Annotated in this window: 21 protein-coding genes and 1 pseudogene; 9 read left to right on the plus strand and 13 right to left on the minus strand. The window is 59.9% G+C overall.

From position 1 onward, the window contains the following. Positions 1-139: 139 nt before the first annotated feature. From AC5E6N_RS15875 to AC5E6N_RS15885, 3 genes are all read right to left on the minus strand, one after another. Positions 140-631, minus strand: a complete 492-nt coding sequence (locus tag AC5E6N_RS15875; RefSeq protein ID WP_491748724.1) for an Lrp/AsnC family transcriptional regulator — start codon at positions 629-631, stop codon at positions 140-142. Positions 632-783: 152 nt separating this feature from the next. After that, on the minus strand, positions 784-1401 hold the full coding sequence (locus AC5E6N_RS15880; RefSeq protein WP_491748725.1) for a uracil-DNA glycosylase family protein: 618 nt from the start codon (positions 1399-1401) through the stop codon (positions 784-786). An 8-nt stretch (positions 1402-1409) separates the two neighbouring features. Next, positions 1410-2021, minus strand: coding sequence for a glutathione S-transferase family protein (locus AC5E6N_RS15885; protein WP_491748726.1), 612 nt, complete (start codon positions 2019-2021; stop codon positions 1410-1412). A gap of 145 nt (positions 2022-2166) precedes the next feature. Between AC5E6N_RS15885 and AC5E6N_RS15890 the strand changes: the two genes are divergently transcribed. Both AC5E6N_RS15890 and AC5E6N_RS15895 read left to right on the plus strand, forming a co-directional pair. Next, positions 2167-3699, plus strand: coding sequence for a sensor histidine kinase (locus AC5E6N_RS15890; protein WP_491748727.1), 1533 nt, complete (start codon positions 2167-2169; stop codon positions 3697-3699). Positions 3700-3746: 47 nt separating this feature from the next. Next, positions 3747-4565, plus strand: a complete 819-nt coding sequence (locus tag AC5E6N_RS15895; RefSeq protein ID WP_491748728.1) for a sulfite exporter TauE/SafE family protein — start codon at positions 3747-3749, stop codon at positions 4563-4565. Between the two features lie 21 nt (positions 4566-4586). Here AC5E6N_RS15895 and AC5E6N_RS15900 read toward each other — a convergent pair whose 3' ends face one another. Genes AC5E6N_RS15900 through cobS form a run of 3 tightly spaced genes read right to left on the minus strand, consistent with a single transcriptional unit; the run spans position 4587 to position 6333 of the window. Further along, positions 4587-5291, minus strand: coding sequence for a retropepsin-like aspartic protease family protein (locus AC5E6N_RS15900; RefSeq protein WP_491748729.1), 705 nt, complete (start codon positions 5289-5291; stop codon positions 4587-4589). 3 nt (positions 5292-5294) lie between these two features. Next, entirely contained in the window at positions 5295-5531 is a 237-nt protein-coding gene (locus AC5E6N_RS15905) for a DUF1289 domain-containing protein (protein ID WP_491748730.1), read from the minus strand. A 25-nt stretch (positions 5532-5556) separates the two neighbouring features. After that, entirely contained in the window at positions 5557-6333 is a 777-nt protein-coding gene (gene cobS / locus AC5E6N_RS15910; protein WP_491748731.1) for an adenosylcobinamide-GDP ribazoletransferase, read from the minus strand. Positions 6334-6446: 113 nt separating this feature from the next. On the opposite strand from cobS, the gene cobT reads away from it, so the two are divergent. Next, the gene (gene cobT / locus AC5E6N_RS15915) at positions 6447-7463 is read left to right on the plus strand and encodes a nicotinate-nucleotide--dimethylbenzimidazole phosphoribosyltransferase (RefSeq protein ID WP_491748732.1); all 1017 of its coding nucleotides are present in this window, start codon (positions 6447-6449) and stop codon (positions 7461-7463) included. A 5-nt stretch (positions 7464-7468) separates the two neighbouring features. Here the strand turns inward: cobT and AC5E6N_RS15920 are convergent, their stop codons facing one another. Together AC5E6N_RS15920 and AC5E6N_RS15925 are read right to left on the minus strand one after the other, a co-directional pair. Then, entirely contained in the window at positions 7469-8149 is a 681-nt protein-coding gene (locus AC5E6N_RS15920; protein WP_491748733.1) for an extensin-like domain-containing protein, read from the minus strand. A gap of 89 nt (positions 8150-8238) precedes the next feature. Further along, positions 8239-8535, minus strand: coding sequence for a DUF2461 family protein (locus AC5E6N_RS15925; RefSeq protein ID WP_491748734.1), 297 nt, complete (start codon positions 8533-8535; stop codon positions 8239-8241). A 251-nt stretch (positions 8536-8786) separates the two neighbouring features. Between AC5E6N_RS15925 and AC5E6N_RS15930 the strand changes: the two genes are divergently transcribed. The 4 genes from AC5E6N_RS15930 to AC5E6N_RS15945 all read left to right on the plus strand — a co-directional run bounded on the left by AC5E6N_RS15930 (position 8787) and on the right by AC5E6N_RS15945 (position 10428). Next, on the plus strand, positions 8787-9098 hold the full coding sequence (locus AC5E6N_RS15930) for a hypothetical protein (RefSeq protein WP_491687748.1): 312 nt from the start codon (positions 8787-8789) through the stop codon (positions 9096-9098). Beyond that, positions 9044-9541 (plus strand): hypothetical protein, encoded by a 498-nt coding sequence (locus AC5E6N_RS15935; protein WP_491748735.1) that lies wholly within the window; start codon positions 9044-9046, stop codon positions 9539-9541. Before AC5E6N_RS15930 ends, AC5E6N_RS15935 begins: the two co-directional genes overlap by 55 nt. Before the next feature lie 124 nt (positions 9542-9665). Continuing rightward, a complete protein-coding gene (locus AC5E6N_RS15940; protein WP_491748736.1) occupies positions 9666-9962 on the plus strand; it encodes a hypothetical protein in 297 nt (98 codons plus the stop codon). A gap of 76 nt (positions 9963-10038) precedes the next feature. Next, positions 10039-10428, plus strand: a complete 390-nt coding sequence (locus AC5E6N_RS15945) for an acyl-CoA thioesterase (protein WP_491748737.1) — start codon at positions 10039-10041, stop codon at positions 10426-10428. A gap of 24 nt (positions 10429-10452) precedes the next feature. Here AC5E6N_RS15945 and AC5E6N_RS15950 read toward each other — a convergent pair whose 3' ends face one another. Then, entirely contained in the window at positions 10453-12054 is a 1602-nt protein-coding gene (locus AC5E6N_RS15950; RefSeq protein ID WP_491748738.1) for a DHA2 family efflux MFS transporter permease subunit, read from the minus strand. Between the two features lie 18 nt (positions 12055-12072). Beyond that, a complete protein-coding gene (locus AC5E6N_RS15955; RefSeq protein WP_491748739.1) occupies positions 12073-13140 on the minus strand; it encodes an HlyD family secretion protein in 1068 nt (355 codons plus the stop codon). Positions 13141-13343: 203 nt separating this feature from the next. On the opposite strand from AC5E6N_RS15955, the gene uvrB reads away from it, so the two are divergent. Next, entirely contained in the window at positions 13344-16073 is a 2730-nt protein-coding gene (gene uvrB, locus AC5E6N_RS15960) for an excinuclease ABC subunit UvrB (RefSeq protein WP_491748740.1), read from the plus strand. A gap of 24 nt (positions 16074-16097) precedes the next feature. Here uvrB and AC5E6N_RS15965 read toward each other — a convergent pair whose 3' ends face one another. Beyond that, positions 16098-16529 (minus strand): DUF6969 family protein, encoded by a 432-nt coding sequence (locus tag AC5E6N_RS15965; RefSeq protein ID WP_491748741.1) that lies wholly within the window; start codon positions 16527-16529, stop codon positions 16098-16100. Between the two features lie 104 nt (positions 16530-16633). Then, positions 16634-17641: a tRNA dihydrouridine(20/20a) synthase DusA gene (dusA, locus tag AC5E6N_RS15970; protein ID WP_491748742.1), complete on the minus strand. Its 1008-nt coding sequence runs from the start codon at positions 17639-17641 to the stop codon at positions 16634-16636. Positions 17642-17733: 92 nt separating this feature from the next. On the opposite strand from dusA, the pseudogene AC5E6N_RS15975 reads away from it, so the two are divergent. Next, positions 17734-18906: pseudogene (locus AC5E6N_RS15975) on the plus strand (tyrosine-type recombinase/integrase). A 260-nt stretch (positions 18907-19166) separates the two neighbouring features. Here AC5E6N_RS15975 and AC5E6N_RS15980 read toward each other — a convergent pair. After that, positions 19167-19946, minus strand: a complete 780-nt coding sequence (locus AC5E6N_RS15980; protein WP_491748743.1) for a protein NO VEIN domain-containing protein — start codon at positions 19944-19946, stop codon at positions 19167-19169. Between the last annotated feature and the right edge of the window lie 162 nt (positions 19947-20108).

Here is a 20108-nt window from a genome sequence, read left to right on the forward strand (position 1 = left end):
GAGATGAACGGGCCGGGCGATTTTGCCCTCTGACCGCGTTGGCTCGCGCTTGTGGCGGGGTGGCACCACGGCGCGCAACCCGCCTTGTCAGTGACCAAAATCATCGCGGTCAAATGCTTCAAGCTAACCTCATCTCGCTCTACGCCGGCTCCGCCGCCCTGCCGCCCTCGAGCACCATATAGTCGAGCGGCAGCTCCGTTGTATATTTGATCTGCTCCATTGCGAACGAGGATGACACGTCGCGGATTTCTATCTTCTTGATCAGACGCTGATAGAAGGCGTCATAGGCGGCAATATCCGGCACGACCACACGCAGCAGATAGTCGACATCGCCGCTCATGCGGTAGAATTCGACAACTTCCGGAAACTCGCTGATCACTTCGGAAAAACGCAACAGCCACTCATGGGAATGCGAATTCGTGCGGATGGCGACGAAGACGGTCACGCTGGCATTGATCCTGGTCTGATCCAGCAGCGCGACACGGCGCCGGATGACACCCTCCTCTTCCAGCTTCTGGATGCGCCGCCAGCAGGGCGTGGTCGAAAGTCCCACCTTTTTGGCGATATCGGCAACAGCCAGGGTCGAATCCTCCTGCAGCAGCCGCAGAATTTTTCGGTCAAGTCGGTCCATCCGTTTTCTCCAGTCATATGGCGGGCTCGTTGTCGGCCTCCATTATCCGAGTCCGGTCTATAGATCGCAGCTGAATATGAAAAATCAATCCTATTTTTTATTTTATGCGGTATGTTTTTCTGTTTTGAAGTCAAAATATACGAAAAATGCGATCATTTTTTTAAAATGTGCGCCAGATCCAAGCGCAACGCCGGCAACAGATCGCGTTCGAACCACGGGTTCTTCTTGAGCCAGGCATTGTTGCGCCAGGACGGGTGAGGCAGCGCATAGGTCACGAAACCGGGCACCGCATCGCGCAGCGAGCGCCACTTTTGCACCGTCGCCGTCAGCGATTTCTCGCGCAGCGGCCCGAGATGGAAGGCGTGGGCATACTGGCCGATCACCAATGCGATACGGACATCGGCAAGACTTGCAATCACCCGGTCATGCCAGAGCTCCCTGCACTCCCTGCGCGGTGGCAGATCGCCACCCTTTGCATCGAGGCCAGGAAAGCAAAAGCCCATGGGCACGATTGCGATACGGCGATCATCGTAAAACACGTCCCTTTCCACATCCATCCAGCGCCGCAGGCGATCGCCCGACGGATCGTTGAAGGGGATACCGCTCTCATGCACGCGGGTGCCCGGAGCCTGTCCGGCAATAAGCACGCGGGCGCCTTTGCGTGCAACGCAGACCGGCCGCGGCTCATGGGCAAGCGCTGTCCCGTATTTCGGCTCGTCGCGGCAAACACGGCATGTCCGGATTTCCTGAAGCAGTTGGCGCAGAGACATCGAAACAGTCAGGCTGACGCGCTTGGCCGTGACGACACGCCTTCGTACCAGCGCATCAGGTTTTCCAGACGCATCGGCCGTTCGATGCGCGCCGGTTTCAGCATATCCATTCCCATCATCGCCGTGATGTCGGCAATCGTGTAGCGGTCGCCCGCCATAAACTCTCGCGTGCCGAGCTCGTCGTTCAGAAATTCCATTTGTTTCAGTGCCTTCGGTCGGTTTGCTTCACCAAATTCCTCAACCTGCGGAACCTCCCACTCGACCATGGCCGGATGGGTGTGCCGAAACGCCATGGCGACAAAACTCAAAAAGCCCAATTCAATGCGCCTGTTCCACATCTCAACCGTTGCCCGGTCCAGCGCATCGGTCCCCATAAGGGCCGGTTCGGGATAGAGCTCCTCGAAATACCGGCAAATCGCCACGGTTTCTGTAAGCACCGTCCCGTCGTCGAGAACAAGAACCGGCAGGCGCTGATAGGGGTTGAGCGCGGTAATCTCCTCGGATCTGTGGCCGAACGCCGTCATGTCGACGGACTTCATCGGAACCTCAATGCCTTTTTCCGCAAGAAAAATCCGCACCCGACGCGGGTTCGGCGCGCGCCCGCCATCATAAAGCAGCATTGTGTTCTCCGGTTTCTCCGCGGCGTCAAACGATCCGCCGTTCGTGCACATATAGGTCAGTTTTTATGCTTATCTGAGCCTATTTGAAGGTTCTTTTAATTATTGACGCCTAATGTCCGGACCATTGGTAATCCTTTGTGTTGGTATGAGTTCGGCAAACAAACCCGCAGACATGAATATCGTCGACCGTTCGCGCGTCCACCGGAACCCGGAAATAGCCCGGGCGGTGAAGGCGACGCGCGACCGGCTGTTGTCGGATAACAAGCGCAGCGCCCAGTACGACCGCGAACTGGTGACGATGTATATCAGTTCCGCCGTTCAAGGCGCAGCGGCAATGCCGGTGCTGGTGCTTCTGACCGCCGGTATCAATATCGCCTTCTTCCACACGGAAAACCTCTTTGTCTGGGTCGTCGCCACGCTCGCCGGCTATGCGCTCATGGCATATATGGCAAAATGCGCCGCAAGGCAGAAAATCACACCGCTGACGGCAAAAAAGATCGAACTCCGGTTCGTGGCGACGCACGCGGTCACCGGTTTAGGCTGGGCGATCTGGGCCTATCAGCCCTGCGCGACATGCACCAATATGGACTACGCGTTTTACAAGGGTGTTATCCTGCTCATCGCCATGGCGATAACGGCGATGTCCAGTTTCACATTGCAGCGCCTGCCGCTGCTGGTCTTCTCGACGCCGATCCTGGCCTTCTATCTGGCCGGCTCGCCCCCCGACAATCCGGTACAGATTTCCATCCTGGCAATGCTGCTGGGCGCCCTGGTGTTCTTCCTGTTTGTGTCCGGCCGCCTCTACAACGCCAATGTCAACATGCTGTCGGCCCAGGAAGAGAAGGACTGGCTGATCGCCAAACTCGAACTGGCCAACTCCACCTCCGACGAGGCGCGGCGGCGCGCCGAGGAGGCCAATCTGGCAAAATCGCGTTTCCTGGCATCCATGAGCCACGAACTGCGCACGCCGCTCAACGCCATTCTCGGCTTTTCCGAAGTGATGAAAAACGAGGTCCTCGGCCCGCTGGAGAACGAGACCTACAAGGAATACATCGCCGATATACACCGCTCGGGCGATCATCTCTTGCGGCTCATCAACGAGATTTTGGATCTTTCGCGCATCGAGGCCGGGCGTTACACGCTCAACGAAGAACCGGTCAGCATGCGCGACATCGCCGAAGACTGTATCGCGATGATCGAAATGAAGGCGCGGGACAAGGACATCGCCGTTTCATCCCAATTCGAACGGGTCCTGCCGCTCGTATGGGCGGATGAAAGATCGATGCGGCAGGTGATCCTCAACCTGTTGTCGAATGCGGTCAAGTTCACGCCGCCGAAGGGCAAGATCACGCTGAAGGTCGGCTGGACTGCCGGGGGCGGCCAGTATGTTTCGATCAAGGATGACGGACCCGGAATTCCCGAGGATGAGATCCCGGTGGTTCTGTCCGCGTTCGGGCAAGGGTCAATCGCCATCAAGAGCGCCGAACAGGGGACCGGCCTTGGTTTGCCGATCGTCCAGGCCATTCTCGCCGAGCATGGCGGCGAGTTCGTTCTCAAATCGAAATTGAGGGAAGGCACCGAGGCAACGGCGATCCTGCCGAGAGACCGCATCCTCGTCGACGCACCCAGCATCGAGACACCCGACCCGGCAAAGAACAAGCGCCGCTCCTTTGCTTGACAGCGTGCCGGGCGACGTGCAAACCGGCCGCGTTTAAGGAGCATTTCATGGTTCCGTTGCAAGAGCTGTTGTGGTTCGTTTCGGTTCTGGCGGTTGCCGGCGTCGTCGCCGGTTTTCTGGCCGGCATGTTCGGCATAGGCGGCGGAGCCATCCTTGTGCCGGTTCTCTACCAGGCCTTCACGCTGCTCGATACGCCCGATTCGGTGCGCATGCATCTGTCGGTCGGAACCTCTCTCGCCGTCATAGTTCCGACATCGATCAGCTCGTTCAGGGCGCATTACCGGCGTAAGGCGCCGGATATGGACCTTTTGAGAAGCTGGGTGATTTTTGTCCCGCTCGGGGTGATCGTCGCGTCAATCATCGTCGCCGGCGCCTCCAGCGCGGTCCTGCGCGGCATATTTGCGGTGATCGCCGTCCTTGTCGGCATTCGCATGGTTCTGAACCGTGAGAACTGGAAACTCGCCGACGACCTTCCCAAAAATCCCCTCCGGGCGATCTGCGGCTTCTTCATCGGCCTTTTGTCGGCGCTGATGGGCGTCGGCGGCGGCGTTCTGAACAACACATTCATGACCACGTTCGGACGTCCCCTGCACCAGGCCGTCGCGACCTCTTCCGGCCTCGGCATTCTGATATCCTGGCCCGGCCTCGTCGGCTATCTGTGGGCCGGCTGGGGCAATCCGGACCTGCCGATCTACTCGACGGGCTATGTGAACTGGATTGCGGTTGTCCTGACGATCCCGATCACCCTGCTTATGGCGCCCGTCGGTGCAAGCGCCGCGCACAGGCTGAAGCGGCGACAGCTCGAAACCGCCTTCGGTGTGTTCATGCTGATTGTCGCGGCCCGTTTCTTCTGGAGCCTGTTCTGAGCCGGAGTTCCTGCGGACCGGTCAGTCGCGAAGCACCAGTTCGTCCCGGCTGATGTGGAACGACGACAGCGTTCCGATGAAACTCATGCCGAGAAGGCTCTCGGCCAGCTTGCCCGGTTCCATGACGCCGGCCTGGACATTGCGCCGGCTGATATCGCCGACCGACAGTTCTGGCAGGGTGACCAGCGCGGCCATCGCCATCCCGTTTGCAGTCGCAATCGGCCGCTCGAACCTCAGGCGGTTCATATCGAGACCAACCCGCTCGGCGTCCCGATAGGACAGCGCCACCATGGTCGCGCCGGTATCGACCATCATGTTCACGCGCGCATCGTTGATATCGGCCCTGACCTGAAAATGGCCGCTGCTGCCTTTCGTCAGGATAACCTCGGCCCGCCCGTCGGCGGCAATACGGTTGATCGGCGTTCCGGGAAGCAAGGAGCCGGCGAGACGGTAACCGACATCCTGAAGCTCGAAACGGTAGACATAGACCGTGCTCAACAGCAAAAGCGCAATCAGCCATATCACCGCATTGCGCGCCATTTCTCCGATACGCATTCCCGATCCCACGACGGCGGCGGCGACGACCACGCCCCAAACGCCGGTATAAAGCACATAGGCGAACGTGTCGTTTGGAAGACCCAGCGTTTCGCCGGAGTTGTGATTGATCAGAAGCAACAGAAGGCCCAGGCCGAGAACGCCGAAGATGATCAACAAGCCACGGCCCATCGTTCAACCTCCTTCGCGTTGACGCGCGATCCTGCGCCGCCGCGTCTCGCGTCGCGGTTTGCGTTCGATCGTCTCAAGACGCTGCGGCAAGGCATCCATGATCTCGCGGCGCTGCCCCGGGGCAAGGTCGAGCCAGGCGGCAATCTCGTCGCCGGTCCGCCCGCACCCGAAGCAAAACCCGGTTTTCATGTCGATCGAACAGACCAGTATGCAGGGCGATTCCACGATATCGTCTTCCATTGTTCCTGCCGCCTATCTGGATACTCTAGAGCCAAAGGGCAAGCCCGAGCAGAGCGGCAATCTCGCAAATCTGCTGGGTTGCGCCGATCGTATCACCCGTGTGGCCGCCGACAGCACGTTCAGTCATACGGACAAATACTGAACAGACTATGGCAACCAGCAATATCGACGTCAGCGCCCCGGCGACGCCGGAGGCCGTGAGCGCCAGTGCAGCGGCAAGAAGGGCGCCGCAAGTGACTGCAAACACGGCGGTTTCTTTCTCCGGACGGCCGATCGACGCCGCAACGCCCTCCGCACGGGCGGCGGGCAGGACATGCCAGTGCCAGACCATGGCGCCACGACTGATGACGGCCGCCGAAAGGAAAGCCAGCGCCGCCGCGAACGCGCTGGCCGACATTGCGATCGCCGCAAGCCCGGCGACACGAAGCAACACGGACATGATGAGGGCCAGTCCGCCGAACGCGCCGATCGTGCTGTCCCTCATGACGACAAGGATCCTGTCGCGATCTCCCCCGGCTCCGAAACCGTCGGCGCAATCGGCAAGACCGTCCTCATGCAGGCCTCCGGTTATCGGCAACTGACACGCTATTGCCAGGGCCGCAGCAAACACCGGCGACAAACCCAAAACCAGCGTCAAAAACAGAAGTATCCCCGCAGGCAGCGTAAGCACCAGCCCCGCCAGCGGATAGGCGCGCGCGCTTGTTGTCATGTCCGTTTCGGCTTCACCGAAAAACCGGTCCGGAACCGGCAGACGGCTCAGGAAAGCAACGGCGCGCGCGGTATCTGTGACAATTCCGTCCATTTTGTTCCTCAAGCGCCACAAGCCGCCGATTCAACAATAGCAACAGGCGCTGTTTGCAATTATCACCAATTATCCTATTGCGGGAGCGCATTTTATTTACAAGGACATAACCGATGTCGACCACTGGCCTGCCCTTCGACGATATTCGACAACTGATTGCCGGTCTTCCGGGTCCGGACGACGCCGCGGCGGCGGCGGTGCGAGAGCGGGATATGGTTTTGACCAAGCCGCCGGGGGCGTTGGGCAGGCTGGAGGATATCGCCGAATGGCTTGCTGCCTGGAGCGGCCACCCGCCGGCCGTCAACCGGCCGCTGGTCGCCGTTTTCGCCGGCAATCACGGCGTCACCGGTCAGGGCGTCTCCCCCTACCCGCCCGACGTGACGGCCCAGATGGTGTCGAATTTCGCCGCCGGAGGCGCTGCGATCAACCAGATCTGCATCACGCACGATCTTGGTTTGAAGGTCTTCGATCTGGCGCTCGAGATGCCGACGGCCGATATCACAAAAGAGGCGGCGCTGGATGAGCGCGCCTGCGCGGCCACCATGGCATTCGGCATGGAATCAATTGCCGGCGGGACCGATCTGCTGTGCGTCGGCGAGATGGGCATCGGCAACACGACGATAGCGGCGGCGATCTGCCACGGCCTCTACGGCGGCAGCGCCGCCGACTGGACGGGACCGGGCACCGGCGCCCATGGCGAGGCGCTGGCCCGCAAGATCGACGCGGTCGAACGGGCGGTGGCGCTGCACAAGCCGCATCTCGGCGATCCGCTGGAACTGCTTCGAAGGCTAGGAGGCCGCGAAATCGCGGCAATGGCCGGCGCGATCCTGGCCGCCCGCATGGAGCGCATACCGGTGATCATCGACGGTTACGTCGCGACGGCGGCGGCGGCGGTCCTGCAGGCGGCCAATCCGGCCGCACTTGACCATTGCATCGTCGGCCATACGTCCGCGGAACCGGGCCATGTAAAACTGGTGGAGCGGCTCGGCAAGGAGCCGCTGCTGTCGCTCGGCATGCGCCTTGGTGAAGGCACCGGCGCCGCGCTCGCAGCCGGCATCGTCAAGGCGGCGGCGCAATGCCACAGCGGCATGGCGACATTCGAGCAGGCCGGCGTGAGCGACAAGAACTGACGGCGCTACCTGCAATAACGCGACCCGCCGCGGCGTTTGGCGACATCAAAATGAAAATGGTCGCTGTGATAGGCGTCGCTGCCGGGCCCCAGAACGGTGGTGAAGAACGTACAGCCCGCCTCACGCAGCTCCTGCAGGAACAATTGCTCGGGCACGCCTTTCTTGGGCCGTGACGCAACATCGACAACCGTTCCGTCGGACAGGTGGAAACGCCCGAGATCAATGGCATTGCCCTTGGCATGTTCGGAGAGTTTGCTGCCCTTTTGGGAGTTGCGGGTCCGGCAGTCATAGGACGCGTATTGATCGATCCTGACCAGATCCGATCCGAAATGCTTCCTCGCTTCGGCCATCGCCGATTTCACCGACCATTCGGCGAGTGCCGCCGCAGCGGGGCAGGACAAGACCGTGCGGCCGGAGAGCCTGACATTATCGGGCAGCCGCGTAATCTCCACAGGATGGCGAATTCCGCAGCCGTTTTTGCCGTATATGCGTTTGACCGGCTGAAAACGGACGCCGAGATTTTCCAGCCGCTTGCGACACGCTCGTTCCTCATCCGGCAGGCCGGGCCTCTTGGCGGTCTTGGGGACCGGCGGCGTAACCTCAGGCGAAGGTTTGGGTTTGGGCACGGGCACAGTCTGCCCGCTGGCGCTGTTGGCGGACAGGGCGAGCAGCAACGATACGAACAACAAAAATGCGCGCCGCGCGCGACCGGTCTGGAACATCGGCGTTCGATACCACGCGGCAGCTTCGAAGAAAATGCCCTGATGCCGGCTGATCAGGCCGTTTCGACGTAACGGTTAATCCAGCGATTGAGCGGGCTGAGCGCCCGCAGGATATCGCTCAGATAGTCCACAGCATCCGGGGTGAACAGCCGATCGTCCGCCCTCGGCCTGTCACGGGTCATGGCGACAATCCCCTTGCGGCGCAGCAGCTCGGCGGCGGCGGCGTCCGCCTCGAAACCGCGCGGCACCCGCTGCAGGTCGCGGTGGTGCTTCAGCGCCTTTTCCTGCTCGTCTTCGGGCAACCGTTCGAAAAAACCTTCCGTCGCATAGATCAAGATCGCGTATTGCATGATTGCCTCCCGGCTGCCTGGCTTTATAGGAACGATTGGGCGAGGCCTGATCCGACATCGTCGCCGCAATCAGCCCGTCGGTGCGGATTGCAAGCCGCTGCGGCTGTTTCAATCACGCCTTGCTGGCGAACTATAGCAAATCCGTGAACTGCTCTGTTCATGCCACTACGCCGACATAGTTAACTTTCAAGACCGCGCCGATCGGATGCGGCCATCCTTTGGATGCATGACGGACTTGGGAGAATTAGATCATGAAAAGAGTAGTCTTGACAGCTTGTATCGTGCTGGTCAGCGTCCCGGCCCTGGCAATCGAGCGTTACAATGTGCAGACCATGAGCTGCAGCGCCGTTCAGCAGGCGGTCGACCGGGACGGCGCCGCCATCCTCCGCTGGCAATCCGAGCGCAACCCGCAACTGACGCTCTATGACCGCTTTGTGAGGAACGCTCTGTTCTGCGACAGAAACAAGTTTCCCAAACGCGCTTATGTCCCGACGAGCAACAGAGCCAGTTGCCCGGTGAAGAAATGCGTGGACTCCACAATCGACCGGTCTTCAAGCAATTGAGAACAGCGACAGGCAACCGCGCGCGCGGATATCAGGGCCCGCGCGCGGACCACTATGGCAATTGCGCCCGAGGTTACATAGATAATGTAGGCATGCTTCAGGCGCGTGGTGGCACCAGGGAGAAATCCGCCATGAAACGAATTCTGTTAGCCCTTTGCATCATTTCGGTCAGTTCGCCGGCTCTGGCGATAAACCGCTACAACGTGCAAGGCATGAACTGCGCGGCCGTGCAGCAGGCCGTCAACCGCGACGGAGATGCAATCCTTCGCTGGCAATCGGCACGAAACCCATCCTTGCCGATCTATGATCGCTATGTTCGCAACGGATTGTTCTGTTCACCGAACGAATTCGCAAAACGGGCATTTGTTCCGTCAAAGGACCGGGCCAATTGCCCCGTTCGCATATGTGCCGACATCAGCGAAAGTCTTCTGTTTAACGACTGATATCGGATAGCTCATGCGGCGGACTTTTACGCCCGGGCCGCATGAATGACAGGCAAGTGATGGCCCCGACGACACGCGCGGGGCTATCGGCATAAAGAGACCCAAACACCCGCGGGAGGATGAAATGAAGCGCCTGGCTCTTTCCCTGTCAGCCCTGCTTATGGTCGCACCGGCCGGAGCTGTACAATCATACGACATCCGCAACATGACCTGCAGTCAGGTCCAGTCCATCGTCAAGCGGGATGGCGTCGCACAGTTGCGATACAACTCCAAAAGCAACCCGTCCGTTCCGATCTACAACCGCTATGTTTCCGGAAGCACGTTTTGCGGCTCCCGCTCGATCGCCAGTCTGGCGACGGTTCCGACCCGGGACAACCCCTCCTGCCGGGTAAAGATCTGCAAGCGTTTCGGGGACCGTTAGCCCACACAAACCGGCCTGCTGTTGCATTGTGCCAGAAAGCCGCTATCAGTCGCTTCGAGCGAGACCGGAGGGGACAATGACACCGACAGAGACAGAAACGCCGACGGGCGACCTGACGCTTCGCACGCTCGCCATGCCGGGCGATGCCAATGCGGCGGGCGACATCTTCGGCGGATGGGTCATGGCGCAAATGGATCTGGCCTGCGGCATTCGCGCCGCCGAGCACGCCGGCGGGCGCGTCGTGACAGCCGCGGTGAAGGAAATGGTCTTCGAAAAACCGATGCATGTCGGCGATACGCTCTGTGTCTACACGAACATCGAAGGCACCGGTCGCACATCCATGCAACTGAAAGTCGAAGCCTGGGTGCAGCGCTATCTCAAACCCCTCAAGGAAAAGGTCATCGTCGGTCATTTTGTCATGGTCGCGCTCGACGAGAGCGGCAAACCGACGCCGATCAACCCGTAAGCTTAATGACCATTCCGGAGTTCTTCATCGTGAGCCTGCAAATCTGGCCGCTTTGAAAATCCGTCCGAACGGCCTGACATCAAGCCAGCCGGCGTAAGCGCCACCCTTTTGTCTGGCGGCATCGCCGAAGAACACCGCGAGCAGTGCAAGCGCGAATGTCGCGAAGGCAAGATGCTGGGCGATCTGGAATATGGTCTGAAGCTGAGCCTGATCGTACAGAAGCTCGGCCACATAGGCGATCTGCGTGTCGTAGGAGACGCCGCCAAGGCTGTCGAGATACTGGTTGAGCGCCGGATTGGCCGGATTGATCTCGCCGACATGGCGCGTCCAGTTGGCGAGGTTGCCATTGTAGATGAGCGTGCCAACGGCGGTTGTCCCAAACGAAAAGCCAAGTGTTTTTGTCAGGTTGAAAAGCCCGGCCCCCTCATCCCGTCTGTCCGGGGAAAGGTTTGCAAAGGCGCGTGCCGCGAGGATCGGGAACACCAGCATCATGCCGAAAACGATCAGAACGCCGGGCGGAACGGCCTGCCACATGCCGATATTCCCGTCGAGCCGGCTGAACCAGAACCAGCCCGACCCCATGATCAGGCACGCCAGGATGTAACTGTATCTGAACGACATGAAGGACTGCAGCCGCCCGGCAATGAAACTGCCCGTGACGCCGCCGATACCGTAACATCCGATGACGACCCCTGCCGTGGAGGCCTGCCAGCCGAGCACGTCCACAAAGAGCTGCGGCGCAATGATCATCAACGCGAGGAACGTGCTGCCCATCATGGTCACCACCACGCAGCACAAGGTGAAATTAAGATCGGCAAACAGCCAGACGTCGATAATGTGGCGCTTGCCGAGATAGATTCCCCGTCCGGCAACGACCAGTGCCGCAACAAACGATATCAGGAACAGATAAACGATCAGATGGGAGTCGAACCAGTCGAGTTTGTCACCCTGATTGAGGCCGATCTGCAAGGCAGACAGCATTGCAATGAGGAAGCCGAGGCCGAGCCAGTCGGTTCGCATCGGAATATGCGGCGTTTTCCTTACAAATGTCAGGATCATGATCAGCGCCACAGCGCCGACCGGAACGTTGACCCAGAAATTCCAGCGCCAGTCGAGGTCCTGCGCCAGATAACCGCCCAGCATGGGTCCGAGCGCCGGACCGCCCATGACGCCGACCACCCAGAATGCAAGGACCCTGGCGCGCTCCTTCTCCTCCACCGCGTCGATCAGCATGGCCTGCGACAGGGGTATAAGGGGACCGGAGAACAGGCCCTGGATGAAACGGAAAGCGACGATCATGTCCAGGTCCCCGGAAAGACCGCAGGCGACGGAGGATGCGACAAAACCGACGACCGCCACCTGAATCAGCACTTTGCGTCCCATAACGCGCGACAGATGTCCCGTGATCCCGATTACGATCGCCTGCCCGACGGCAAACATTGTCACCACCCAGGTCACCTCGTCCGAGGTGGCGTTCAGATTGCCCGCCATATAGGGCAGCGCAACGGTGACGATTGTCAGGTCGATCGACGCCATCAGCGAGATGAACAGCGTCGTCACGATAATCATGTTGCGCTGGAAGCCGGGCGGCAGCGGCTTTATCTGATGGGCCGGTTCCTCGGACATGGCTTCAGCAACCGCCTCTTACCGGCTTGTCGCCGAAGCGGGCGGGTCGGTGTTGACCTCCACCGAGGCGCTGGCGCCGATGCGGAAGGGATAATCCGGATCGATCGTCTCAAGTTTGATACGAACCGGTATGCGCTGTGTCACCTTCACCCAGTTGCCGGTCGTATTTTGCGCCGGCAAAAGCGAGAAAGAGGCGGCGGAGCTGAAACCGATACTCTCGACCACGCCTGAAAACGCCTTGTCGCCGTACATATCGAGCGTCACCTTGACCTGCTGTCCCGCCTTGATGCGGTCGACGTTGGTTTCCTTGAAATTCGCGTCGATCCACCAGACCCGCGAGTCAATGAAGGGAAAGAGATCGTCGCCGGAACTGACGACATCGCCCTGCCTCAGGGTCAGGTTGGTGACATATCCGTCCGCCGGCGCGACCACCGTGGTCCAGTCAAGGTTGAGCCGCGCTTCGGCCAGGGTCGCCTCGGCATCGTCGATCTTCGCCTGTATGACCTCCGGCGTTCCGTACTCCCTCTGTGCGACGGTCAGGTCCGCCCGCAGCGTGGCGAGTTTCGATTGTGCCGCGACCAGGCTGTTTTCAACCTCAATGCCTTTCAGAACGGGTTCCACGCCGTCACGCACCAGCGGCCTGGTGCTGTCGGCCAGCGACTTGCCCGTCTCGACGGCGGTCTTTTGTTCGGCGACTTGCGCCTCCGCGGCGGCCACCCTGGCCTTGCCGGCCTCGATTTCCTGATGAACAAGAACGAGATTGGCTTCCGCCGCCTTGAGCTGAGCCTCATACAGGCTTGGGTCGATCTGAAAGAGCTTGTCTCCGCTTTTCACAAACTGATTGTCCCGGACAAAGACCTCGGCGATTTCTCCGTCGACCTGAGGAGAAAGCCAGACATAGTTGGCATTGATATAGGCGTTCTGTGTCGAAGGATGGTCCCGCTCGAAATTCCAGTAGATATAGATCCCGAACATCAGCACGCCGCCAATCAAAAGCGCGCCGGCGACGATCAGGATCTCACGCAGCCTGCCGGGGCTTCGGTCATTCGCGTTGTCTGCCGCTTGAGCCTCTTTTTCAGCGTTCATAACATACCCCGTTTCGACTGCTTTGGCCGGTATCCAGTTTCGACGTCGATTCACATTATTGACACCCGGCACAAATGCAAACCGGCAGGTGTGCCGGACATGACTCGCACACTACCACCCTCCTGACAGTGTGTTGTCAGGAGGGTGGTGATTCAGCCTATCAAGCCCTTCCCATTCTTGCCTCCGGTCGCCATATTCGCTCCATGAACTCCAAAGACAGGAAAAACCGCCCGGACGGCTTCGGCGAGAGCCCTCAACCGCCGCTTGAAGGCACCCCGCTTTCCGGTGAGATCGGTTCCTGGGCGCAGGAAATTGCCGGTGAGGCAAAAAAGCCCTTGAAGACAAAATCGAAGGCGGGCCGCAAAACGACCGCCGGTCGCACGGCACGGGGCACCTCCATCGGCGGAAGCAAGGATCCGAAGACGCGCGCGGCCGCTGGCCTCAACCCGGTCGCAGGCCTCGATATCTCGCTTGAGGACGCGGAAGCCCTTGAGACAAAAGGAGGTAAAAGCCCGGCAAAGGCCAAAGGGGGAAAAAACCACGACACCTCCGGCGGCAGCGGCGTCACCGCGACGGTCGAGGCCCTGTCCAAACTGATTGAATCGGGAAACCCCCTGTTCAAGGACGGCCAGGCCTGGGTGCCGCACCGGCCGGCCCGTCCGGAGAAATCCGAGGGCGGTATCGCAATCCGCATGAAGACGGAATTCGAGCCCAGCGGCGATCAGCCGACGGCGATCGCCGACCTTGTCTCCGGCCTCGGCGACGACGACCGCACCCAGGTGCTTCTGGGCGTGACGGGTTCCGGCAAAACCTTCACCATGGCCAAGGTGATCGAGACAACCCAGCGCCCGGCGCTGATCCTGGCGCCGAACAAGACGCTTGCCGCCCAGCTCTACGGTGAATTCAGGAATTTCTTTCCCGGCAACGCCGTCGAGTATTTCGTATCCTACTACGACTACTATCAGCCGGAAGCCTATGTGCCGCGCTCCGACACCTATATCGAGAAGGAATCGTCGATCAACGAACAGATCGACCGCATGCGCCACTCGGCGACACGCGCGCTGATGGAGCGCGACGACGCAATCATCGTCGCTTCGGTCTCCTGCATCTACGGTATCGGTTCGGTCGAGACCTATACCGCGATGACGTTCCAGATGCAGATCGGCGACCGGATAGACCAGCGCCAGCTTCTCGCCGATCTCGTCGCCCAGCAATACCGGCGCTCGGACATGAATTTCGTGCGCGGCACCTTCCGTGTGCGCGGCGACACGATCGAGATTTTCCCGGCCCACCTTGAAGACCGTGCCTGGCGCATTTCCCTGTTCGGCGACGAAATCGATTCCATCACCGAGTTCGATCCGCTGACCGGGCAGAAAACCGACCAGCTCGAATCGGTCAAGATCTACGCCAATTCGCACTATGTCACGCCCCGCCCGACACTCAATCAGGCAATCAAGTCAATCCGCGAAGAGCTGGTCCACCGGCTGGCGGAACTGGAACGCACCGGCAGGCTGCTGGAGGCGCAAAGGCTTGAGCAGCGCACCCGCTACGATCTGGAGATGCTCGAGGCCACCGGCTCCTGCCAGGGCATCGAGAACTATTCGCGCTATCTGACGGGACGCGCACCGGGCGAGCCGCCGCCGACCCTGTTTGAGTATATCCCGGACAACGCTCTGATCTTCCTCGACGAAAGCCATGTGACAGTACCCCAGATCGGCACCATGTATCGCGGCGACTTCCGGCGCAAGGCAACGCTCGCCGAATACGGCTTCCGCCTGCCCTCCTGCATGGACAACCGGCCGCTGCGGTTCGAGGAGTGGGACGCCATGCGGCCTCAGACGGTTGCCGTGTCGGCCACGCCCGGCGGCTGGGAACTGGAACAGTCCGGCGGCGTCTTCGCCGAACAGGTCATCCGGCCCACCGGCCTGATCGATCCGCCCGTGGAAGTTCGTCCGGCCAAGAACCAGGTCGACGATGTTCTCGACGAGATTCGCCTGAAGACGCAGGAAGGTTACCGCACGCTGGTGACCGTCCTGACCAAGCGCATGGCTGAGGATCTGACCGAATATCTGCACGAACAGGGCGTGCGCGTGCGTTACATGCATTCCGACATCGATACGCTGGAGCGTATCGAGATTATCCGCGATCTCAGGCTCGGCGCCTTCGACGTGCTCGTCGGCATCAACCTGTTGCGCGAGGGTCTGGATATTCCCGAATGCGGGCTTGTGGCGATCCTCGACGCCGACAAGGAAGGTTTCCTGCGTTCCGAAACCTCGCTGGTCCAGACCATCGGCCGCGCGGCCCGCAATGTCGACGGCAAGGTCATTCTTTATGCGGACACGGTGACCGGCTCCATGGACCGGGCGATGACCGAGACCAACCGCCGGCGCGAGAAACAGATGGCGTGGAACAAGGAACACGGCATCACTCCGGAGAGCGTCAAGGCCCAGATCGCCGATATCCTCGACAGCGTCTACGAGCAGGATCATGTCCGCGCCGATATATCCGGCTTCAAGGAAACCGGCGAGATGATCGGCAACAACCTCGCCGCGCATCTTGAGGATCTGGAAAAGAAAATGCGCGATGCCGCCGCGGATCTCGATTTCGAGGAGGCCGCGCGCCTGCGCGACGAGATCAAACGGCTGCGGGAAACCGAACTCGCCGTCATGGACGACCCGCTCACCCGCCTCGAGAATGACATGGCGGCCAGCCCGAAGGCACAACGCCAACGCAAGGGAAAACCGCGCGGCCCCCTGCCCCGCAGCGAACGCGGCGGCTATTTCCAGAAGCCGACGCTCGACGATATGGGTCCGGGAACCGACATGGCCAAGCCGGTCAGGCGCGGCAAGATCGGCGCCGGCTCCCACGAGGCGGACGGCGAAAAGCGACGCCGGCAGATGACCCGCGGCAAGACCGGCAAACCCGGCCACTGACAAGACGGCCCCGAAGTCGGACCATCACAAATCCCTCAAGACATCGTGGCGCGACATCGCCCGCGCACCTATCGTCACAAAATGGGATAATGCGTCCTTTCCCTTCGACCGCTCCGCATTGCCCGAATAGGATGCGGGTTTCATCTTGCGGGGCATATCCTTGGCACGCACGAATGTGTGGAAGTGACCGTGTTCGCCGCTCTCCGGTCGATGGGCATGATAGTAGTATCGGGCGTGGGACTCGGAAGCATAGACGTCGCCCTTGGGATAATGCTCATCCCCATGGAATGTTCCTTGATGGGCAAGGCATTGACCGACGAGGTTCTGCCCCGGTTTCTTCAGCAACCGCAGCTTTTCCCTGACGGTGCGGCCCGCCTCGGCCAGCCGCTCCAGTTCGTTGTCCGATGCCGCGAGCAAGGCACCGGGCAGATCGAATGTCAACGGCGGGCTGCCCATGGCCTCTCCGTGCGGTGTGGCTGGGTCGGTGAATACAGCCCTATTTGACGCATATCGAGTCCGCCCGACAAGAACGACGCAATAACGAGCCCTTGAACAGGAGTTTACGCGACAAGCGGCTCACGCATGCGCACGCAGGCAAATGCTTCGGCGATGATCGCCGGGTCGGCATCCTCCCGGCCGGCACCGCCGGAAAGGATCTGCCGAAAGCGCCGTGCCCCCGGCAGGCCGTGAAACAGCCCGACCATGTGACGGGTCACATGGATCAGCCGGCCGCCGGAAGCGATGTGGCGGGCTGCATGCTCCATCATCGCATCGCGCACCGTCATCCAGTCGACCGTCCTGTTGTCTGCAAAGAACATCCGGTCAACATCGGCCAGCAGGCCGGCATTGTGATAGGCCGCACGCCCGAGCATGACGCCGTCGACATTCGGCAGCAGCGCCCCCGCGTGATTCAAATCTTCAATTCCGCCGTTTAAACCAATGAATCGGCTTGGATATTTTTGCTTAAGCCGGAACACACGATCATAGTCGAGCGGCGGGATATCACGGTTTTCCTTCGGACTGAGCCCCTGAAGCCAAGCCTTGCGCGCATGAACCCATAATGCGTCCGCACCCGCCGCAAAAACGGCGTCAGCCATAGTGTCGAGCGCCTCTTCCGGGTCCTGATCGTCAACCCCGAGGCGGCATTTGACCGTCACCGGGACCGCGACAGCCTCCCTTATCGCCTCGACACAGGCGGCGACGAGGTGCGGCTCGCGCATGAGACAGGCACCGAAGCGCCCGGATTTCACCCGGTCGGACGGGCACCCGACATTGAGATTGATCTCGTCATAGCCCTCGCCCGCAACGATGCGGCTCGCGGCGGCCAGTTTCTCCGGTTCGCAGCCGCCCAACTGCAGGGCAACCGGATGCTCCACCGGGTCGAAACCGATAATCTTGTCCCGATCGCCGTGAATGACCGCATCGGCCACCACCATCTCGGTATAAAGCAGCGCCCGCTTCGTCAGCAGCCGGTGCATATACCGGCAATGCCGATCCGTCCAATCCATCATCGGCGCGACGGCGAAACGGCGATCTGCGAAGAACTGAGATTTCCTTTCTTTTTCCACCACTTAGTCCATATTTCTCATTTTTACTCTTGCCTCGTTTCGGCTCATTTCGTACCTTTTTACCCGGAAAGTACAACAAATGTCGTACCGATATGGGCACTATCGTAAAGCGTTCACGCAAGGACGGATCTGTAGCATGGCTCGCGCAGATTGTCATAAAGCGCGGCGGCAAGATCGTTCTGCGTGAGAACAAAACCTTCGAACTCCGGTCGACGGCCAACGCCTGGCTCAGCCAACGCGAAGATCAGCTTGGACAACCTGGCGCGCTTGAAGCCGCACTCAAATCCAAGTCGAGCGGGAACCAGGACCCAACGCTCTCGGACGCGATAGACCTCTATATACGTGAAAGCAATAAAAAGATCGGGCGCACGAAAGCGCAGGTGCTCAGGAGCATCAAGGATTTCGATATCGCCGACAAAACATGTGCCTCGATCACCAGCGCCGATATTGTCGCATTCGCGCGCGAGAAACTCGCGAGTGGTGTTCAGCCGCAGACTGTTTCGAATTATCTCTCTCACCTCGGCGCTGTGTTTGCGATCGCCCGCCCTGCCTGGGACTACCCTCTTGACCGGCAAGCCATGCAAGACGCCTGGATCGTCGCCGACCGGCTGGGTCTAACCACAAAGAGCCGTGAACGCGATCGTCGACCAACCCTCGACGAACTCGATAAGCTCATGCAGCATTTCAAGGATCGGTCGGCTGCCAGACCGTCCTCGATTCCGATGCACCGGATCATTGCCTTCGCCATCTTCTCAACCCGCCGGCAGGAGGAGATCATCCGGATCACCTGGAAAGACCTGGACAAGGAAGGCCGGCGCGTACTTGTACGTGATATGAAAAATCCGGGTCAGAAGATCGGCAACGATGTGTGGTGCGACCTGCAGGAGGAAGCGCTTTCAATCGTCCAGGCAATGCCCAAAGTCGCCGAACAGATATTCCCCTACACGACGGACGCGATCGGCGCGTCTTTCACACGAGCCTGCAAGCTTTTGGGCATCACCGATCTTCGTTTCCATGATCTACGACACGACGGTGTTTCCAGACTGTTCGAGCTTGGCTTCAATATCCCCAAGGTCGCAAGCAACTCCGGGCACCGTTCGTAGACGTCGCTCAAGCGCTATACGCATCTGCAGCAGACAGGCGACAAGTACGACGGCTGGAAGTGGTTCACGGAGGTGACTAAGAAGGACCCTGCCCTGAAACTCGTGCAACACGGCCAGTTCCCGCGGAGGCGACGTTCCCAGCGAACTGTCGGTAGCTCCTAATTCCAATGATCGCGGCAACTCAGAGGGCGCAGTCAACGAAACGAAGACCGTTGCATGCCACCTTCAAAGTACACGGTGAGAATGTCATGCCGTTTTGATATGATACCAGAGACAGCTTCGCGCGAGGCATCCCGATAGACACATGCTGCTCCCTCGTTGAGCTAACGACGTTTATTTGGTTGCAAAGGGCCCGGAACCACCGATCCCGACATTCGCTCAAAGCCGCTATATGCCAGATGCTTAGGCACCGGTGAAACGAATCATACTTGTTGAAAGCTCGCCTGAAACAGAGTCGCCGTCAGCGAGACATGAGCATCCAGTGGCGGATACAATTCGAACGCTCTCGGTTCGCGTGAAAAGTTCCAGAGGCGAAACAGACGCCATTCGGTACGCCGCTCGTCGGCGACGGCTAATTCGTTGCGTGTAATCTGAAAGGGGGTTCGCTCCCAGCCGTTTGTCGTCTTTACCTCGATCAATCGCTCCTTCCCGTCTGGCGAGAAGCTCGCAATGTCGTAACCCGCGCCATCACCATCTTCTTCAGATACCCAGCGTATCTTTTTAGCAAGATCGCGGCGGCCTGCACTGCTCAGGACAAATCGTTCATGCTCCAGGACACGTTCCTCGCCAGCCAGTCCGAGAGCCCGGTTTCGTTTGTCTCTGCCGGCGACGTCGAACTTCCGAGCGATATGTAGCATTTGCTCCAATTCCTTTGGCGGCGGTTGGTTCGACATCGTGGGTGGAGGTCCGATCCAAAGCTTTGCGTTCTCACGGAGTTCTTGCGTCGGATGGGTGTCAAGGACCTTGGCGCGCCAGTCCGGATTTCGCGCAAGCCAACGGACCACGGCATCAATGAGCGACAACTGGAAATGAAACGCCGGCTTGTATCCAGGAATCCAGTCTTCACCAAGCCCCTTCAGCACGGCACTGATGTTCTGGTGTTTGAACTCGACCGACTTGCGCGACCGTTCAATCCTCGTTCTTAGTTGCTGGTTACAGTCGGACTTGCTGTAGGGCCGATTGGCGATATCGTCAGCCAGCATCGCAAAGTAATCGGCAACAATTATATCGTTTTCGGCATCTGACCATGGTCGATTCGACATCTCGCCAGGTTAGGAGGATACGATCCCTTTGTCATCGGTCACCAAAGCCCACGCTTCATCGTCACCTCGCTGAAGCCGGATCAATGGCAGGCGCAGGCCCTT

The sequence above is a fragment of the Hoeflea sp. genome (assembly GCF_984452065.1).

What these genes read in the sequence shown, in the direction of transcription:
- AC5E6N_RS15875 (WP_491748724.1), bottom strand. Translation starts at nt 631, where the DNA reads ATGGACCGACTTGACCGAAAAATTCTGCGGCTGCTGCAGGAGGATTCG.
- AC5E6N_RS15880 (WP_491748725.1), bottom strand. Translation starts at nt 1,401, where the DNA reads ATGTCTCTGCGCCAACTGCTTCAGGAAATCCGGACATGCCGTGTTTGC.
- AC5E6N_RS15885 (WP_491748726.1), bottom strand. Translation starts at nt 2,021, where the DNA reads ATGCTGCTTTATGATGGCGGGCGCGCGCCGAACCCGCGTCGGGTGCGG.
- AC5E6N_RS15890 (WP_491748727.1), top strand. Translation starts at nt 2,167, where the DNA reads ATGAGTTCGGCAAACAAACCCGCAGACATGAATATCGTCGACCGTTCG.
- AC5E6N_RS15895 (WP_491748728.1), top strand. Translation starts at nt 3,747, where the DNA reads ATGGTTCCGTTGCAAGAGCTGTTGTGGTTCGTTTCGGTTCTGGCGGTT.
- AC5E6N_RS15900 (WP_491748729.1), bottom strand. Translation starts at nt 5,291, where the DNA reads ATGGGCCGTGGCTTGTTGATCATCTTCGGCGTTCTCGGCCTGGGCCTT.
- AC5E6N_RS15905 (WP_491748730.1), bottom strand. Translation starts at nt 5,531, where the DNA reads ATGGAAGACGATATCGTGGAATCGCCCTGCATACTGGTCTGTTCGATC.
- cobS (WP_491748731.1), bottom strand. Translation starts at nt 6,333, where the DNA reads ATGGACGGAATTGTCACAGATACCGCGCGCGCCGTTGCTTTCCTGAGC.
- cobT (WP_491748732.1), top strand. Translation starts at nt 6,447, where the DNA reads ATGTCGACCACTGGCCTGCCCTTCGACGATATTCGACAACTGATTGCC.
- AC5E6N_RS15925 (WP_491748734.1), bottom strand. Translation starts at nt 8,535, where the DNA reads ATGCAATACGCGATCTTGATCTATGCGACGGAAGGTTTTTTCGAACGG.
- AC5E6N_RS15930 (WP_491687748.1), top strand. Translation starts at nt 8,787, where the DNA reads ATGAAAAGAGTAGTCTTGACAGCTTGTATCGTGCTGGTCAGCGTCCCG.
- AC5E6N_RS15940 (WP_491748736.1), top strand. Translation starts at nt 9,666, where the DNA reads ATGAAGCGCCTGGCTCTTTCCCTGTCAGCCCTGCTTATGGTCGCACCG.
- AC5E6N_RS15945 (WP_491748737.1), top strand. Translation starts at nt 10,039, where the DNA reads ATGACACCGACAGAGACAGAAACGCCGACGGGCGACCTGACGCTTCGC.
- AC5E6N_RS15950 (WP_491748738.1), bottom strand. Translation starts at nt 12,054, where the DNA reads ATGTCCGAGGAACCGGCCCATCAGATAAAGCCGCTGCCGCCCGGCTTC.
- AC5E6N_RS15955 (WP_491748739.1), bottom strand. Translation starts at nt 13,140, where the DNA reads ATGAACGCTGAAAAAGAGGCTCAAGCGGCAGACAACGCGAATGACCGA.
- uvrB (WP_491748740.1), top strand. Translation starts at nt 13,344, where the DNA reads ATGAACTCCAAAGACAGGAAAAACCGCCCGGACGGCTTCGGCGAGAGC.
- AC5E6N_RS15965 (WP_491748741.1), bottom strand. Translation starts at nt 16,529, where the DNA reads ATGGGCAGCCCGCCGTTGACATTCGATCTGCCCGGTGCCTTGCTCGCG.
- AC5E6N_RS15980 (WP_491748743.1), bottom strand. Translation starts at nt 19,946, where the DNA reads ATGCTGGCTGACGATATCGCCAATCGGCCCTACAGCAAGTCCGACTGT.